Raw genomic sequence first — 15,494 nt, forward strand, 5'->3', positions numbered from 1 at the left:
CCGCCTACTGGTCGCCGTTGTTGCCTTTGGTCAGGATGTCGTCGGCCAGCGAAATCGCCGTGCGGCGGTCGGCTTCGCCGGCGGCGGCGAAGGCTTCTTCCTGCATGCTGCGGATCCAGGTCTGGTCGGCCGGCGGAGCACGCTCAAGCGCGGCCGTCATCATCGCCAGGCCGCGCACGACCTTGCCGCTCTGGAACAAGAGATTGCCGAGCGTCGCCTGCGCGCCGGCATGGCCTTTTTCGGCCGCGAGCTGCAGCCAGCGCCCGGCCTGCTTGACGCTGGCCTTCACGCCGCCCTCGCCCTTCAAAAACATCTGGCCGATCTCGAACTGGGCGTTCGGGTTGCGGTAGTTGGCGGCAGCGCGCATGTAGTATTCCTGCGCCGCGACCTCGTTTTCCTCGACCGGGCTGCCCGGGATGCCTTTGCGCAGATAGTCGCCGAGCGCGACAAGCGCATCCGAGACATAGCTTTCCTCCGGCGAACCGGGCTCGACATCCTGGTCGACGATCTCCGAGAAGAACTTGAAAGCCGCATAGTCGTCGCGCGCCACGCCGTCGCCTTCGGCATACATGCGCGCAAGCTTCCAGGTGGCGCCGATCTGGCCGTTCTCCGCGGCATATTTATAGGCCTCGACCGCCTGGTCCTTGTGGCCGTTCTTGTAGGCGGAGAAGCCGAACTGGAACACCGCCCACGGGCTCGACTGCGGCTTCACGCCGGTCTTGTCGTCGAACACCTTGTCGTCGAAGGCCATGGCCTGCCCGACGGCACCCAAGGTCGCAACCGCGACCAGTGCCGAAAAGACAGACGACCTCAACACCTCAAATGTCCGCATAGCAGTGTGTTTCTTTCGCACCGCCCGGATGGGTGACCGCGCCGTCGCGGGCCGACCCTACGGTCTGCGCATATTTCCAGATCGCGCCGGACTGATAGTCGGTCTTGCGCGCCTTCCAACTCTTTGCCCGTGCCGCCAGCTCGGCATCCGACAGCGCCACCTCGATCGTGCCTTTCACGGCGTCGATCGAGATCACGTCGCCATTCTTGATGAGCCCGATCGGACCGCCGACCGCCGCCTCCGGCCCGACATGGCCGATGCAGAAGCCACGTGTAGCACCGGAAAAACGCCCGTCCGTGATCAGCGCCACCTTGCCGCCCATGCCCTGGCCGTAGAGCGCTGCCGTCGTCGACAGCATCTCGCGCATGCCCGGACCGCCGCGCGGCCCCTCGTAGCGGATGACGAGAACCTCGCCTTCCCGGTAATTGCGCTGCGTGACCGCTTCGAAGCACTCCTCTTCCGAATCGAAGCAGCGCGCCGGACCTGAGAATTTCAGCTCCGACATGCCGGCGACCTTCACGATCGCGCCTTCGGGGGCAAGGTTGCCCTTCAAGCCCACAACGCCGCCCGTCTTGGTGATTGGCCGATTGGCGGGACGCACAACATCCTGGCTGTCATTCCAGGAAACGTGCTCCATGTTTTCGGCCAAAGTGCGGCCAGTGACCGTCATGCAATCACCGTGCAGGTAGCCATGGTCGAGCAGCGTCTTCATCAAGAGCGGAATGCCGCCGGCCTCGAACATGTCCTTGGCGACATATTTGCCGCCGGGCTTGAGGTCGGCGATATAAGGCGTCTTCTCGAAGATCGCCGCCACGTCGAAGAGGTCGAACTTGATGCCGGCCTCATGCGCGATCGCCGGCAGGTGCAGCGCCGCGTTGGTCGAACCGCCGGTGGCCGACACGACGGTCGCGGCATTCTCCAGCGCCTTGCGGGTGACGATGTCGCGCGGCCGGATGTTTTTGGCGATCAGCTCCATGACTTTTTCGCCGGAGGCGAAATTGAAGCGATCGCGCATCTCGTAGGGCGCCGGCGCGCCGCAGGAATAGGGCAAGGCCAGGCCGATCGCCTCGGCGACGGTAGCCATGGTGTTGGCGGTGAACTGGGCGCCGCAGGAACCCGCCGAAGGACAAGCCACCTGCTCGATCTCGAGCAGTTCGGCATCCCCGATCGTGCCGACCGAATGCTGGCCGACTGCCTCGAACACGTCCTGCACGGTGATCTGCCGACCGCGATAGCTGCCGGGCAGGATCGAGCCGCCATAGATGAAGATCGACGGCACGTTGAGGCGGACCATCGCCATCATCATGCCGGGCAGCGACTTGTCGCAGCCGGCCAAGCCCACCAGTGCGTCATAGCAATGGCCGCGCATGGTGAGCTCGACCGAATCGGCGATCACCTCGCGCGACACAAGCGACGACTTCATGCCCTGGTGGCCCATGGCGATGCCGTCGGTGACGGTGATGGTGCAGAATTCGCGCGGTGTGCCATTGGCGGCCGCCACGCCCTTCTTGACCGCTTGCGCCTGACGCATCAGCGAGATGTTGCACGGTGCCGCCTCGTTCCAGCAGCTGGCGACGCCGACCAGCGGCTGCGCGATCTCGGCTGCCGACAATCCCATGGCATAGAGATACGAGCGATGCGGCGCGCGCGCCGGACCAACGGTCACGTGGCGGCTAGGCAGTTTGGCCTTGGAGATCACCCTGGCGTCCATACTCGTCCTTGCCGCACACCCCGCGGCCGGTTCCCATCGCCGAGCCTTTGGCCGGAGACCATTTCGAGGTGCGCCGGGTTTATGGCGGGAAATGGGCAGTTCCCTCGGCCTGACTTTTAGCGCGGGGGTTGTTCATAAACTGTTGCCAAAACGTCACAATCGCGAGGGGACGGCAGTTGTGCAGCGAATCTGCAACATCAAGCCGCGCAGCTAGGTTAGGCGGCTATAGCATAAACGAAAAAAGGCCGGGCGGTACCCGGCCTCTTCCTGAATTTTCAAAGACTTAGAACTTGATCTTGAGACCGCCGGAGATTGCGGTGACCAGATCGTTGCCGAAATCGTAGCTGACTTCTGTGCCGGCCTGGTAGCCGTTCTCGCCATTCACTATTCCCGAATGACCGCTGGTCAAGACGCCAATTGCACCAGCTAGGCGAAGCTCGATATTCGGCTTCGGCGTATAGGCAACGCCGCCACCCAGCGTCCAGGTATCGGTCTGCGAGCCATAGCCATGGGAGGTGCCACGGTCCCAGCTCAGCTGGCCGGCGGCGCTCCACTGATCGTTGAATTTGTGGCCGATGCCGCCCGAAACAGTCCAGCCGTCACGATACATCAGATCCAGTGAGGTAATCTGCTGCGAACCGGATGCAGCATTGCCGGTAAAGCAGAGCGACGAAGGAACACCCACAGGGCAGATCGGAACACTCTGCAGAACGCTCCAGTTCACCCACTTGATCGAGCCGAAGGCGAGCCATCCGGGCGCGATACCCGACTGCAGTTTCAACTCCACCACATCCGGCATGTACTGCGTCGAACCGTAGATCGGGATGACGACGCTGCCGACATTCGTCAAATCCAGCGAGCCCGAGATGTTGTCGAGCTTGACCTTCGAATTGTAGACGAGGCTGGCACGCAATGCGATGTCGGGGATTTCGTAGGCGATGCCGGCGCGCCAGCCCCAGCCGCTGCTCGTCAGATCGACACGACCGGTACCCCCGAAGTCGGGCACCAGCGGCGACACCAAATCCTCCTTGAAGCCGTAGACCTTCTGGTAGAAGACACCGCCGATGAAGCGAAGCTGGCCTTTGCCCGCGTCCATCTTGTAAGAGCAGGTCGCCCCGTAGCTGTCGCTTTTGATATCCGTTTCCATATTGGACTGGGCGCCGGCCCAGAGACCGGGTGTCGTATGCGCCCCCCAAGGCTGCGAATAGTCGACCATGCAGTCGACGCCCTGGACGATCTGGGCCTTCGCACCGATGCGCGGCACCCAATAGTCCGCGCTTTCATTCGTCGAGCTACCGAGAGCGGTGATGTCGCCATCGAGCGGATTGGTGTCCACTCCATTCTTGAGCTTGCGGTTCGGCATCACATAGGTTGCTTCCGCTTCCGTGGCGAAGGGCGCCGGATCGAACAGCAGATCGATGTCATAGCCACCGCGCTCGATGCCGCCGGCATGCGCCGGGTGCATCGCCGAGCCGACCAGAGCGAGCGAAAAGCACCCTGCCCCCAGCAGTGCTTTTAGACGCAAAATGTTCATGGAAATCCCTCCCCGAAATACGCGGGATCAAGCTAGAACCAATTCGGGTTAACGGCGCAACTACGAATTCAAGAGTTGTACGCGTACATCTTGACAGTACGCATTTTCGCCATGGTGCCCGGCCGCGAAATCCAGCCTAATCGCGGCTTAACAGGCATCGAATGACAGGAAAAAGCTGCAAAAACCTTTCAATACAGCCCAAAAACAGGCCATTTTGGTGAAAATAGGCCGCATTGTTACATTATGGCAACAATGGGGCGCAAAGTTTCCGTTTACGTCAAAATTAACGCAACGGCACGCCTGTATTCGAGGCGGATGACGTTCCGGAAAATGGCTCTCCAGCGGAGGCGAATCTTGCCCCTCAGGCGGCGTCGCGAACCCTGGTCAGAGCGACCGAAAGCTTCTCTTGCGCCTCGCGATATTCAGCAAGCTTTTCGCGTTCGGCCTCGACCACCTCTTCGGGCGCATTGGCGACGAATTTCTCGTTCGAGAGCTTCTTGTACAGGCGGGCGATCTCCTCGGTCACCTTGGCCAGTTCCTTCTGCAGCCGCGCGGCTTCGGCCGCAAGGTCGATCAGGCTGCCGAGCGGCAGGCAGACGGTCGCTTCGTTGAGGACGATCTGTGCCGAGCCCTTGGGCGGCGTTTCCGCCAGCGATATGTTGCCGACGCGCGCCAGGCGCTTGATGGCCTGGTCGTGGCGTTCGAGCCGCTCGCGTGTCATGGCGTTGGCGCCGATCACCGCCAGGGGCGCGATTGCTGCCGGCGGCACGTTCATTTCCGAGCGCACCGAGCGGATGCCGGAAACGAGATCGACCAGCCAGTTGATGTCGGCTGCCGCGTCGTCGTCCTCGAAATCGGGCGACGGCCAGGCGGCGTGGCAAAGCAGCGACTCGCGTTCCTTGCCCTCGCCCGCCGTCTGCGCCCAAAGCTCCTCGGTCATGAACGGCATCATGGGATGGAGCAGCTTGTAGATCTCGTCGAGCACGAAGGCGACGCAGGCCCGGCTCTCCGCCTTGGCGGCCTCGTCCGTGCCCATGAACACCGGCTTCAGCAGTTCCAGATACCAGTCGCAGAAAAGGTTCCACACGAAGCGGTATGCGGAGCCCGCTGCCTCGTTGAAGCGATAGCTGGTGATGCCCTCTGTGATCGCGCGCGCCGCCCGCGTCAGTTCCGTCAGTATCCAGCGGTTGACCGCTAGCTTGGCGTCGTTCAGCCAGAAATCGTCGTTGCGCGCGACCTCGTTCATTTCGGCAAAGCGCGTCGCGTTCCAGAGCTTGGTGCCGAAATTGCGGTAGCCGACGATACGCGCCGGGTCGAGTTTCACGTCGCGCCCCTGCGCCGCCATCACGGTCAAGGTGAAGCGCAGCGCATCGGCGCCATACTCGTCGATCAGGTCTAGCGGATCGATGACGTTGCCTTTCGACTTCGACATCTTCTGCCCGTTCTTGTCGCGCACGAGCGCATGAACATAGACGGTATGGAACGGTTCCTCGTCCATGAAATGCAGGCCCATCATCATCATGCGGGCCACCCAGAAGAAGATGATGTCGAAGCCGGTCACCAGCACGTCGGTCTGGTAGTAGGTCTTCAGCTCCGGCGTCTGGTCGGGCCAGCCGAGCGTTGAGAACGGCCACAGCGCCGAGGAGAACCAGGTGTCGAGAACGTCCTCGTCGCGGGTCAGGATCTCGCCCGGCTGGAAATTCTCCAGTCTGTCCTCGACCCAGGCCTTCCACGGACCTTCCAGCGCCAGATAGTACTCGATCGCCGCAGCAAGCGCCTCTTCCTCGGTTTTCTCGACGAAGACGCGCCCGTCCGGACCGTACCAGGCCGGAATCTGGTGACCCCACCACAGCTGCCGCGAGATGCACCAGGGCTGGATGTTCTCCATCCAGTCGAAATAGGTCTTTTCCCAGTTCTTCGGCACGAAGTTGGTACGCCCCTCGCGCACCGAGGCGATCGCCGGCTTGGCGAGCTCGGCCGCGTTGACATACCACTGGTCGGTCAGGAACGGTTCGATCGGCACGCCGCCGCGGTCGCCATGCGGCACCGTGTGGCGATGCGGCTCGACCTTTTCCAGGAAGCCGCCGGCTTCCATCAGCTCGACGACCTTCTTGCGTGCGACGAAGCGGTCCAGCCCGTCGAGCTCGTCCCAGACGGCCTGGCGCTCCGGTGTCGCCTCGAGGCCGGCGAGGAAGTCCTCGTTGTCCTTGAGCTTGACGGCGGCTTCGACGGTCAGGATGTTGATCGCCGGCAGCTTGTGGCGCTTGCCGACCTCGAAGTCGTTGAAGTCATGCGCCGGCGTGATCTTGACCGCGCCCGAGCCCTTTTCCGGGTCCGAATATTCGTCGGCGACAATAGGAATCCGCCGGCCGACGATCGGCAGGATGACGTTCTTGCCGACCAGGTCGCGAAACCGCTCGTCATCGGGGTGCACGGCCACCGCGGTGTCGCCGAGCATGGTTTCGGGGCGCGTCGTGGCGACGGTGATGAATGTCTTCGGATTCTCAGGGTCGAACACCGCGCCTTCGACCGGATAGCGGAAGTGCCAGAGATTGCCGTTGACCTCGTGCTGCTCGACCTCGAGATCGGAAATGGCCGTCAACAGCTTCGGATCCCAGTTCACAAGGCGCTTGTCCTTGTAGATCAGGCCTTCCTTGTAAAGCGTGACGAAGACCTCCAGCACCGCCCTGGACAGGCCCTCGTCCATGGTGAAGCGTTCGCGCGACCAATCGGCCGAGGCGCCGAGCCGCTTCAGCTGGTTGAAGATCGCGCCGCCGGATTCGGCCTTCCACTCCCAAACCTTTTCGATGAACTCCTCGCGCGTCAGGTCGCGGCGGTGGATCTGCCTTTCCATGAGCTGGCGCTCGACCACCATCTGTGTGGCGATGCCGGCATGGTCCATGCCGGGCTGCCACAGCACGTTCTTGCCGCGCATGCGCTCGAAGCGCACAAGTATGTCCTGCAGCGTGTTGTTGAGCGCGTGGCCCATATGCAGCGAGCCGGTGACGTTCGGCGGCGGGATGACGATGGTGAAAGCCTCCGCCCCTTCCTCCGCGCCGGCGCCGGCGCGGAAAGCGTCGGCCTCTTCCCAGATTTTGGCGATCTTCGGCTCGACGGTCTTGGCGTCGTAGGTTTTATCAAGCATGGAGGAAGTCCGAACTGTCGGGAACAAGCGTCCGGTGTAAATCGGAAGCTCTTGGCCGAGTCAACCGCGAGAGGATAGGCCTACCTCGCCCAGATAGGCTTGCCGCGATCGGCGGCAATCCCATCCCTCGTCGCAAAACGATCCCGCGGCCGTATTTCCCGGAAACAAAAGCGCCGCCCGGGGGCGGCGGCTTTACCTTGAACGGTTCGGCGAAATCATTGCGCGCCGCGCGCCACGCGCTCGATTTCCTCGCGCACCAGCCGTTCGACCAGTGTCGGCAGGTTGTTGTCGAGCCAGTCCTGCAGCATCGGCCGCAGCATCTCCTCGGCCATCTCGTCGAAGGTCTTCTTGCTGCGGCTGGCGAAAGCATCCGAAAGCTCGCCGAACGCCGCCGCGACCTGACGGCCCGCATGCTCGGACAGGATCGCCTGACGCACCGGCGGGATGTCGGCCGAGGATGGCCCCGAACCCGTGCCGGGCGCCGCGGCTTCGACAGGCGGCGCGGCAAGATCCTCCTCGTCGATCTCGACCTCGGGCGCAACCTCCGGCTGGCGGGTTGTCACCTTCGCCTTGACGGAGCTTCCGCCAACGGCGGCGATCTCGCGCCGCCAGTCGGCGACAATGCTATCGGCGCTTTGCGGCACGCTCGACGCCCCCGCAACCGCCGGCGTGTCGGGCTCCGCCGCGACCCTAGCCCCGACTTCCGCCAGGGTGGTGGGCGCAGGCGCGGTCTTCACGGGTTCGGGGCGTGTCTCGGCGCTCGCGACCGCCGGATCGGACGCCGCGAGCTGGGCCTGTATCTCCGCCAGACTCACCGGCTTCCTGGGAGCGGATTCCGCGTTCAGCTCGGAACGGAAGGCGTCAACGTCGGCGGTCGGCGCCGCCGGCTGAAGGTCCTGGCGCAAGTCTGCGCTGTCGGCCGTCGGCTGCTTGCGGCCGGTATCGCTGTCCTCGATGATCCTCCGGATGGAAGCAAGTATCTCTTCCATGGAAGGTTCGCGCTGTGCGCTGCTTGCCGTCGCCATCGTCACATCCGCCGCCCTTGTGACCCATTGCAGATTTCGATTCCGGCCGGGCCGAAAATTCGAATCAATAGCGACAGCGTAACCGACCGATCGTCATCCGAGAATCCCCAATCTGGGGAGACGTTGGATTTCAACAGATTAGCTGCCTCGGCCGCCAGCAGCCGGCCGGCTGGCTTTTCAAATGCAAAAGCGCCGCGCATCCCTCGGACACGCAGCGCTTTTGCAGTTTACAAAGAATCAGCGGCCGTCCGGCGTGCGCAGCCCGATCCACTTGTCCTTGACGGCGTTGTAGTGCTCTTCCGGCTTGTATGTCGCGACCTGCAGGCCGAGCCGCTCGGCCGACAGCCGGCCGAGCGCCGACAGGATGGCGTAGCTCGCCACGACGACATCGCGCTCGGAACTGGCCTGGTTGATCTTGGCGGTGATGACGGCATTCTGCGCGTTGAGCACGTCGAGCGTGGTTCGCTGGCCGACATTGCGCTCCTCGATGACGCCGTTGAGCGCCAGTTGCGCGGCGGCGATCACCTGCCGGTTGGCATCCACGCTTTCGCGGGCAGCGGTGTATTGCGTCCACGCCGAGGCCACGGCCTGGCGCACCTGGTCGCGGCTGACGTCGACCTCGATGCGTGCCTGGCTGAGCGATTCCTTCGATTGGCGAACCAATGCCGAGGTGCGGCCGCCCGAATAGATCGGCACGGTGAGCGTTGCGCCGATATTGGCCGAATTGGTCGTCCCTTCGGACGACGACGACGCAAAAGCGCCAGGGGTGGTGTTGCGATACTGGCTTGATATCCCAGCACTAGCAGAAAGCTGTGGCAAAAGTGCCCCTTCGGCCGACTTCACCGAAAACGCCGCGGCGTCGACGAGATGCTCGGTGGCAAGGATTGCCGGGTGCTCCGCGGCGGCAATGGTGAAAGCCGAATCAAGGCTCGACGGCAATAGCTTCGCCAGCGGCGCGGGTGCCCTGAGCTTGCCCGGTTCGTCGCCGATTATCTGGTGGTAGGTCGCTGCACTGGCCAGCGCCGTCGCACGAGCTGCGCTAAGCTGGGCCACCGCCGTGGCGCGCGAGGCATCGGCCTGCGCGACGTCGGTGCGGGTGCCCTCGCCGACCTCGAAGCGCGACCGTGCGGCGCGCGCCTGCTCGGTCAGGAACTGCAGGTTCTGTTCGGTCAGCACCGCGACCTGACGGTCGCGAATCACATCCATATAGGCGCTTGCCGCGTTGAACAGGATGTTCTCCTCGGTATTGCGCAAACTTTCTTGCGAGGCGCTGACCTGCGCCTCGGCGGCGGCGACATTGTTCTTGGTCTGGAAACCGTCGAACAGCGTCTGGTCGATCTCAACCCCAAAGTTGCCTGTGGTTATATTTAAGGTTTGACCCAGCCGGTTGGCGTGGCTGCTTGTGTAATCGATGCTTGCCGATCCCTTGATCGTCGGGCGGTAACCCGACTTGGCGATGGCCACACCCTCGTCGGTGACACGAGTGCCGGCGCGGGCGGAGTTCAGCTGCGAGTTGTATTGATAGGCCTTGGCGAGCGCGCCGGTAATTGTTTCGGCGGATGCGGCCAGCGGCGACAGCGCGGTCGCCGAAACAAGCATGGCTACTAGAAAAGTCTTGTGTAGGGGCGGCACGTATTATCCCTCATTCGTTTTGCACGGGAACCACGCCACGCCAGCCTACCCTTTCGGATCAGCCCGCGCCGCGCTATTTCTCGTTCCCCCGCTGACTGCCCCCGAAAATCCCCGGAAAAGCAAATCAGCAACGATTGTTCAAGCGCAAGCGATCATGACCACGCCTTCGCTGCAAGGCAAAACCGCTTAAAATTCGAACGCATGGACACGTTCGAAGCCCGGTAGTGGCTTAATTGCCGCATTAAATGCCCGTCTTCCGGTTACAACCCCCCCGGCTTTGAAAAATAGCCGGGCCACGCCAGAGTTGCCCTGCCCCTCGACCACAACCAGCCGTCCGTCCTCGGCGAGCTGGTCGAGCAGTGCCGCCGGCACCTCCTCGACGCTGCCGCCAATGAAGATGACATCGTAGGGCGCCTTCGCGGCATGACCTTGCGGCAACGGCCCGGTCACCACCGTCACGTTCTGGCAATCCAGCGCCGACAGCGTCGACTTCGCGGCTTCGGCCAGCGTCGGGTCGCTTTCCAGCGCAACCACCGATTTTGCGATTCGGGAAAGCAGAGCGGCCGAATAGCCGGTGCCGCAGCCGACATCGAGCACCGAATCGCTGTCGCTGACTTCAGCCAGTTGCAAAAGCTTGGCGAGCGGCGACGGTTCCATCAGGTAGCGGGCACCGCCGCCATTGACGCCGCCGGAAACACGGATGTCCCCGTCGATATAGGCCAGGTCCCGCTGCCCGGCACCGACAAAAGCCTCGCGCGGCACGGAAAGCATGGCTTCGATCAGCGGCGCGCTGGTCACATCGGTGGTGCGGATCTGGCCATCGACCATCTTCACGCGGCGTTCGGAGAAATCAGCGTCCATGTTCCAACCAACCCGCTTTCCGCGCCCAATTCGCTACCCGCGCCCAATGCATTCCCAGGCAAAGTCCGCGGGCAAATTCGACCGGACCTGGCGCTCCGGCGCGACAGCGCCGGAGTCCGGGCATTGGAGGCCTCGCCCGGAATCGAACCGGGGTGCAAGGATTTGCAGTCCTCTGCGTAACCACTCCGCCACGAGGCCTTCCATGCTCCCGGCGTTCCAGGCGTCTCAATAGGTTGGCGGCCGAAACTCGTCAAGCGCCGCAGCGTCATTCTGAACGCTTTCCTTTGCTGCGTTCTGAACGCCTGTTCCTGATCGGTTTCAGCGGCGCCTGCCTTGGATGACAGCTTGGCGTTCTTCTTCCCTCTCGCGCGGCCATGCCGAGAAGGGAATCGTCAGGGCATGGTGCACAAAGCCGAAGTTCATCGAGACGCGGCCGGCTTCGCGGCAGCGCGAGCAGCAGAAATGAGGCTTGAGATCATTGTCGAGGATCGGATGGTCCATTCCGAGCTTGCGCGCCAACTGCACCAGGTTGACCCGCCCGGAATGCCCGCAGCCGTATTCGTGGCAGTGGATTGTCACTTCATGACCGAGCGCGAGCAGCTTGCCGATCGTGTCGATCGACAACGGATAAGTGATTTCTGGGAGATGGAACGGCATCGGGCCGATATGGGGTGCGATGACGCCTTCCACTAGATCGAATGAGGCGGGCCGGGCATTACTCCGGCTGACGGGATCGATCGGTGGCCTAGTTTGCGGCTCTTCTCCAGCCTGGCGCCAGTCAGCTTCCCGTCCGAAGCCCCGCGTTACGCCGATCGATCAGCATGAATGAACGGATCGCGTTCATTCGCCGCCTGATTTAAGCATTAGGGTATTTTCGCAATCTTCACCAGAGCGTTCACGTCTTTCTCTCGAAAGCCTCGAACAGTTCCATGCCGGAGCTTGGGCTCGTTTCGCAGATATCGGACATCGGCGGTGATCATTCCCGGCTTGATCCACTCGACCGATGGGTCAGCAATCGCCCGCGGCACACCGGCGGGCTGCCCGGCCCGGGCCTTCTGGATCAGCTGCTGCAGGCGATCGCGCATCTGCTTGGAAAGCGTGATGGTCGGCGAGCCCGCATATTTCCCGTCCCGGGCGACGATGCCGACGGGTGGCTTGCCAGGCGTGCGCTTGATGCCGAGCAGATCGAAGTCGCCAACCTCCCAACATTTCGTTTTCAGCCACGCCTCGGTCTTGCCGCTCTTGTACGGGCTGCTCGGACGCTTCGAGACCATCCCCTCGAGGCCCATCTTCTCGACGGCTGCAAAGAACTCGGCGCCGCCACCGTCGACGTGCTGGCTGTATTGGATGATGCCGTCGGCCGGCTTCACCAGATCCCAAAGCATCGCCTTGCGCTCGATCACCGGCAGCGCGCGGAGATCCCTGCCGTCCAGATGCATGATGTCGAAGGCGACGAATGCGAGCTGCTCGGCGTTCCAGGCCATGCGGGAATGCATCGCATGGAAGTTCGGGCGCCCGTCCGGATCAGGCGCGATCACCTCGCCGTCGATGATGAATGCCTTCGCCGGCAGCTTCTCTGCGGCCGCAACGATCGGCCAATAGCGCTTCGACCAGTCGTGCCCGGTCTTGGTGAACGCTCGCGCCCCGGTCCAATCGAGGATCAGCTGAGTGCGGAAGCCGTCATACTTGATCTCGTGGATCCAATCGTCGCTGACCGGCGGCTCTTCCACCTGAGCGGGCTCCATGGGTTTGATGAACTTCAGCCGATCACGCATCAAAAACACCTCAAATTTGAGGCAATCTAAACGCATCAGATGTCGAAATAGTTTAGGCCCTGAAACGCAAAAAAAGACCCCCACCGGCCGAAGCCGATGGGGGCGACTGGACCCTTGGGAGGATCAGAAAGGAAATCAGGCGGGCGTGAAATCGACGTAATACTCCTTGCCGACTTCGAACTGGATCGCAGCATCCGGATTGTCGACGTTCATCTTCAGATCAGCCCAAGGCGTCGCCTGGGTGAACCTGCCGTTCTCGGACTGGATATCCTCGGAATAGACGGCATGCATGAAGACGGTAGTGCCTTCCTTGGCGCCGCATCGAAATTTTGCTCTCACTCGGGCCGTCATCGGTCTTCTCCTTTTGTGATACCAGGAACCGCCTGGCGCGGATCACCTTCTGCGGGCGATCTCTTTTGACAGGTCTCCGATCTCGTGACGCATCTCGCTAACCTCGTCGACGAAGCGGTTGCCCATCTCGATCAGCCGATAGAGCGCCTGCCTATCTTTTTCACGGTCCTTCCGGGCTGCGATCGATTCCGCGGTGTTCGCCTCGATGGCGGCCGCCAGCATCTTAACTGCGGCGCTGTCGACAAGGGCGCCGGCGAGCTCGACTTCACCGGTGGGGATCAGAGAACTGCGGCCGCGGCGAAATCCAATAATGGCGAGGAGCCCAAGAAAGGCGAGGCCAAGAAAGTTGGCGACCGAGGTGAGCTGGTCGACCGGAATGCCAAGGATCATTTCTACCCCCGATGCGGTTCGTCGTCCGTGTCGATCCGCATCCGATCTGGCCCCTCGCCCTGATCGGCATTCGCTGAGGCAGGAAGAATCTGCTTATGCGATGCGCCTGTGTCGGTCCACGCCCGAAAGAAGTTCCAAACCTCGATTCCCATGAACGTCATGTAGTTGATCACGTCGGTCGCATTGCCGCCGTTGAATGAGGCAACGAACACGCCGAGGGCGATCTGACCCCAGAAAACACACGACACCAACGAAGCGCACGCCCTGAGATGCGGCGCATACCTGAATTCACGAAAGGTGCCGTTGACGACCAGTGAGGCCAGCCTGACCAGCCCCGCCAACAAGCAGAGATTTGCCCAGATCCCTTCGTCTCCGTATTGAGCAATGACGGAGAACGATCGTGAGGAGTCAAAGGTGTCGGCGCTGAGAGAGAGCACCAGCGACCAGCCGAACAGGGCCGCTGTCATGATCCATTCGGTCACCCTGACCTGAAAGTGCTGGCTGATGCCTCGAGCGATGCGCACGATGATCATTTCGTCAGAGCCTTGATGATGAGACCCTTGGCGTGGTTCAAGCGCCAGCATTCACCGAGGCTGGCGCGGTCTACACCCCAAAGGGTGCTGCCTTCGTCCCACGGCACAAAACGATGCGGCACGTCGACGACCTCGTTGCATTCGCGCATCGAACTCGGATCGACGTGGTTCTTCGGCTCGTCAGCGGCGACCGATTGCATCGATGCCGACTGACACCCGGGCGGGGATGCCGCTCCGATACTTGCAAGCGCCAGCACTGGTATCAGCCACTTTCGAACCATTGTCCTCGTCCTTCTGATCTCTGATCCGCTGCTGAAGATCGGCGATGCGCGGCGCGTCGACGCGTTCGCGATCCGCGAGTTCCTGCGTCGCGGCATCTATCTGGGCCTGCATGCTTTTGAGTTCCGCCGCCTTCTTGATCTCGGCGCGGCGCTGCTTTTCCTGCCATACGAGGCGCTCATTGAGCTGGCCGGCGGCGTACTCGCGATCGACGCGGCCATCGACTAGGCCCGACAAAGCGGGGCCGAGAAGCGGGATATAGCGGACAGGCCCAAGCGGCACGCCCTCGTAATAGAAGACGATGGCGCCGGCCACGACGATTGGCAGGCCGACGCGAGACTTCGCAAACGCCCAGAAGGCCCATAGGAACTCGATCATCGAGTCATCCCCACGCCAGGCAGTAGAAGAGGCCGATGATCACGACGGCCGCGATCACCCACAGGGCGACGCGTACAAATGGCGTGAATGCGGCTTGCAGGTTTTCGCCGCCCATCAGGGGAGCCCCGAGACGCAGAGCTCGGCCTCCCCAAGCCGCTGCGCATCCCCCATCTCGCGGCGCTTCACGAGACCGTCGAGCCTGATCCCCCCGGCCTTGTTGAAGGCGGTCTGAGCCTTGCAGGCCTCCAGGTATTGATGCTGCGTGACGAAGTCCGCAGTTCTTGAGCCGAGTTGGCCACGTCGCGGTTTCTTCGAACCGACCCCGAAATTGTAGGCGCCGGAGATCATCGACGACTGCACAGAGATCGGCGCCTGCCAGTAGTCCTTCACGCCATCGACGAGCGGAAGGTAGAAGTCGTGGGTGACGCGATCGATAAGCATGGCGTCGCACTCCTCGAGCGTCTTGCGCATGCCGGGTTTGACCCCTTTGGTTTCGCCCCAACAGATCGTCCAGACCTTGACGCTGTCCTGATAGGCAACCAGCCGCAGGCCTTCCCAAGGCTTGATCAGTTTGTCGACGGCCAGCCGCACCGCCGGCGGGGTGTAACCCTTGGCGACCGCTTCATGGATCGCGACGACCTGACGGTCCGGCTGACTCGTGATGAAGGCGGTCCAGCCGCTGCTGGCCGCAAAGAGGATGGCACCAGCGACCGCCGCTTTGCCACGCGGCGTTTTCGCAATCTTACCGATCGGCATCGGGATCTCCTGAGGTTTTCTTCCGGGGGATCTTCTTCTGGGGGATGAGACGGAGCAGCGGCACAGCCGTCGTTAGCGCGCCATTGAGCAGGATCAGCCAGATCGGAGGGACCGGCAGCGAGGCCGTGATGAAATAGACAACCGCTGCGAAGCCGTTGATAAGCGCAATGAAAATGGCGAGCCTGACAGTCCAGGCGTGCTTCAGCACCGCCCACCAGTCGTCGATCAGGCGGCGCTCGAGCGCAGCCCGCAAATTGTCAATCAATCGCATGGCCGTGACTTCCGTGATCGC

16 protein-coding genes and 1 tRNA gene are annotated in these 15,494 nt (G+C 62.4%); all 17 read right to left on the reverse strand.

Features of this window, described 5'->3' with window-relative positions; translation table 11 throughout:
* Positions 1-4: 4 nt before the first annotated feature.
* Complete coding sequence (locus AU465_RS08950) at positions 5-832, reverse strand: tetratricopeptide repeat protein (RefSeq protein WP_192245989.1); 828 nt, start codon at positions 830-832, stop codon at positions 5-7.
* Positions 819-2,543, reverse strand: a complete 1,725-nt coding sequence (gene ilvD, locus AU465_RS08955) for a dihydroxy-acid dehydratase (protein ID WP_192245991.1) — start codon at positions 2,541-2,543, stop codon at positions 819-821. The genes AU465_RS08950 and ilvD overlap by 14 nt, the downstream gene beginning before the upstream one ends.
* A gap of 283 nt (positions 2,544-2,826) precedes the next feature.
* The gene (locus AU465_RS08960; protein ID WP_192245993.1) at positions 2,827-4,077 is read right to left on the reverse strand and encodes an OmpP1/FadL family transporter; all 1,251 of its coding nucleotides are present in this window, start codon (positions 4,075-4,077) and stop codon (positions 2,827-2,829) included.
* Between the two features lie 361 nt (positions 4,078-4,438).
* Positions 4,439-7,222, reverse strand: a complete 2,784-nt coding sequence (locus AU465_RS08965) for a valine--tRNA ligase (protein WP_192246007.1) — start codon at positions 7,220-7,222, stop codon at positions 4,439-4,441.
* Positions 7,223-7,437: 215 nt separating this feature from the next.
* Positions 7,438-8,247, reverse strand: a complete 810-nt coding sequence (locus tag AU465_RS08970; protein ID WP_192246009.1) for a PopZ family protein — start codon at positions 8,245-8,247, stop codon at positions 7,438-7,440.
* 237 nt (positions 8,248-8,484) lie between these two features.
* Positions 8,485-9,846: a TolC family outer membrane protein gene (locus AU465_RS08975; protein WP_192246196.1), complete on the reverse strand. Its 1,362-nt coding sequence runs from the start codon at positions 9,844-9,846 to the stop codon at positions 8,485-8,487.
* Positions 9,847-10,065: 219 nt separating this feature from the next.
* Positions 10,066-10,740, reverse strand: coding sequence for a protein-L-isoaspartate O-methyltransferase family protein (locus AU465_RS08980; protein ID WP_192246011.1), 675 nt, complete (start codon positions 10,738-10,740; stop codon positions 10,066-10,068).
* 124 nt (positions 10,741-10,864) lie between these two features.
* Positions 10,865-10,938 (reverse strand) — tRNA-Cys (locus tag AU465_RS08985).
* Positions 10,939-11,058: 120 nt separating this feature from the next.
* Positions 11,059-11,430 carry a hypothetical protein gene (locus AU465_RS08990; RefSeq protein ID WP_192246013.1) on the reverse strand — a complete coding sequence of 124 codons (372 nt, stop codon included), beginning with the start codon at positions 11,428-11,430 and terminating at the stop codon, positions 11,059-11,061.
* A gap of 173 nt (positions 11,431-11,603) precedes the next feature.
* Positions 11,604-12,515, reverse strand: coding sequence for an ATP-dependent DNA ligase (locus AU465_RS08995; RefSeq protein WP_192246015.1), 912 nt, complete (start codon positions 12,513-12,515; stop codon positions 11,604-11,606).
* Between the two features lie 135 nt (positions 12,516-12,650).
* Positions 12,651-12,866 (reverse strand): hypothetical protein, encoded by a 216-nt coding sequence (locus AU465_RS09000; protein ID WP_192246017.1) that lies wholly within the window; start codon positions 12,864-12,866, stop codon positions 12,651-12,653.
* Positions 12,867-12,908: 42 nt separating this feature from the next.
* Positions 12,909-13,256 carry a hypothetical protein gene (locus AU465_RS09005; protein ID WP_192246019.1) on the reverse strand — a complete coding sequence of 116 codons (348 nt, stop codon included), beginning with the start codon at positions 13,254-13,256 and terminating at the stop codon, positions 12,909-12,911.
* Positions 13,257-13,258: 2 nt separating this feature from the next.
* On the reverse strand, positions 13,259-13,789 hold the full coding sequence (locus tag AU465_RS09010; protein WP_192246021.1) for a hypothetical protein: 531 nt from the start codon (positions 13,787-13,789) through the stop codon (positions 13,259-13,261).
* A complete protein-coding gene (locus tag AU465_RS09015; RefSeq protein WP_192246023.1) occupies positions 13,786-13,989 on the reverse strand; it encodes a hypothetical protein in 204 nt (67 codons plus the stop codon). The genes AU465_RS09010 and AU465_RS09015 overlap by 4 nt, the downstream gene beginning before the upstream one ends.
* The gene (locus AU465_RS09020; RefSeq protein WP_192246025.1) at positions 13,970-14,383 is read right to left on the reverse strand and encodes a hypothetical protein; all 414 of its coding nucleotides are present in this window, start codon (positions 14,381-14,383) and stop codon (positions 13,970-13,972) included. The genes AU465_RS09015 and AU465_RS09020 overlap by 20 nt, the downstream gene beginning before the upstream one ends.
* Before the next feature lie 177 nt (positions 14,384-14,560).
* Positions 14,561-15,202 (reverse strand): lysozyme, encoded by a 642-nt coding sequence (locus AU465_RS09025; RefSeq protein WP_192246027.1) that lies wholly within the window; start codon positions 15,200-15,202, stop codon positions 14,561-14,563.
* Positions 15,189-15,473 (reverse strand): DUF7940 domain-containing protein, encoded by a 285-nt coding sequence (locus AU465_RS09030; RefSeq protein WP_192246028.1) that lies wholly within the window; start codon positions 15,471-15,473, stop codon positions 15,189-15,191. Before AU465_RS09030 ends, AU465_RS09025 begins: the two co-directional genes overlap by 14 nt.
* Positions 15,474-15,494: the final 21 nt, after the last annotated feature.

This window comes from Mesorhizobium silamurunense, from assembly GCF_014843905.1.
Lineage (GTDB): Bacteria > Pseudomonadota > Alphaproteobacteria > Rhizobiales > Rhizobiaceae > Mesorhizobium > Mesorhizobium silamurunense.

What these genes read in the sequence shown, in the direction of transcription:
- AU465_RS08950 (WP_192245989.1), bottom strand. Translation starts at nt 832, where the DNA reads ATGCGGACATTTGAGGTGTTGAGGTCGTCTGTCTTTTCGGCACTGGTC.
- ilvD (WP_192245991.1), bottom strand. Translation starts at nt 2,543, where the DNA reads ATGGACGCCAGGGTGATCTCCAAGGCCAAACTGCCTAGCCGCCACGTG.
- AU465_RS08960 (WP_192245993.1), bottom strand. Translation starts at nt 4,077, where the DNA reads ATGAACATTTTGCGTCTAAAAGCACTGCTGGGGGCAGGGTGCTTTTCG.
- AU465_RS08965 (WP_192246007.1), bottom strand. Translation starts at nt 7,222, where the DNA reads ATGCTTGATAAAACCTACGACGCCAAGACCGTCGAGCCGAAGATCGCC.
- AU465_RS08970 (WP_192246009.1), bottom strand. Translation starts at nt 8,247, where the DNA reads ATGGCGACGGCAAGCAGCGCACAGCGCGAACCTTCCATGGAAGAGATA.
- AU465_RS08975 (WP_192246196.1), bottom strand. Translation starts at nt 9,846, where the DNA reads ATGCTTGTTTCGGCGACCGCGCTGTCGCCGCTGGCCGCATCCGCCGAA.
- AU465_RS08980 (WP_192246011.1), bottom strand. Translation starts at nt 10,740, where the DNA reads ATGGACGCTGATTTCTCCGAACGCCGCGTGAAGATGGTCGATGGCCAG.
- AU465_RS08995 (WP_192246015.1), bottom strand. Translation starts at nt 12,515, where the DNA reads ATGCGTGATCGGCTGAAGTTCATCAAACCCATGGAGCCCGCTCAGGTG.
- AU465_RS09000 (WP_192246017.1), bottom strand. Translation starts at nt 12,866, where the DNA reads ATGACGGCCCGAGTGAGAGCAAAATTTCGATGCGGCGCCAAGGAAGGC.
- AU465_RS09005 (WP_192246019.1), bottom strand. Translation starts at nt 13,256, where the DNA reads ATGATCCTTGGCATTCCGGTCGACCAGCTCACCTCGGTCGCCAACTTT.
- AU465_RS09010 (WP_192246021.1), bottom strand. Translation starts at nt 13,789, where the DNA reads ATGATCATCGTGCGCATCGCTCGAGGCATCAGCCAGCACTTTCAGGTC.
- AU465_RS09015 (WP_192246023.1), bottom strand. Translation starts at nt 13,989, where the DNA reads ATGCAATCGGTCGCCGCTGACGAGCCGAAGAACCACGTCGATCCGAGT.
- AU465_RS09025 (WP_192246027.1), bottom strand. Translation starts at nt 15,202, where the DNA reads ATGCCGATCGGTAAGATTGCGAAAACGCCGCGTGGCAAAGCGGCGGTC.
- AU465_RS09030 (WP_192246028.1), bottom strand. Translation starts at nt 15,473, where the DNA reads ATGCGATTGATTGACAATTTGCGGGCTGCGCTCGAGCGCCGCCTGATC.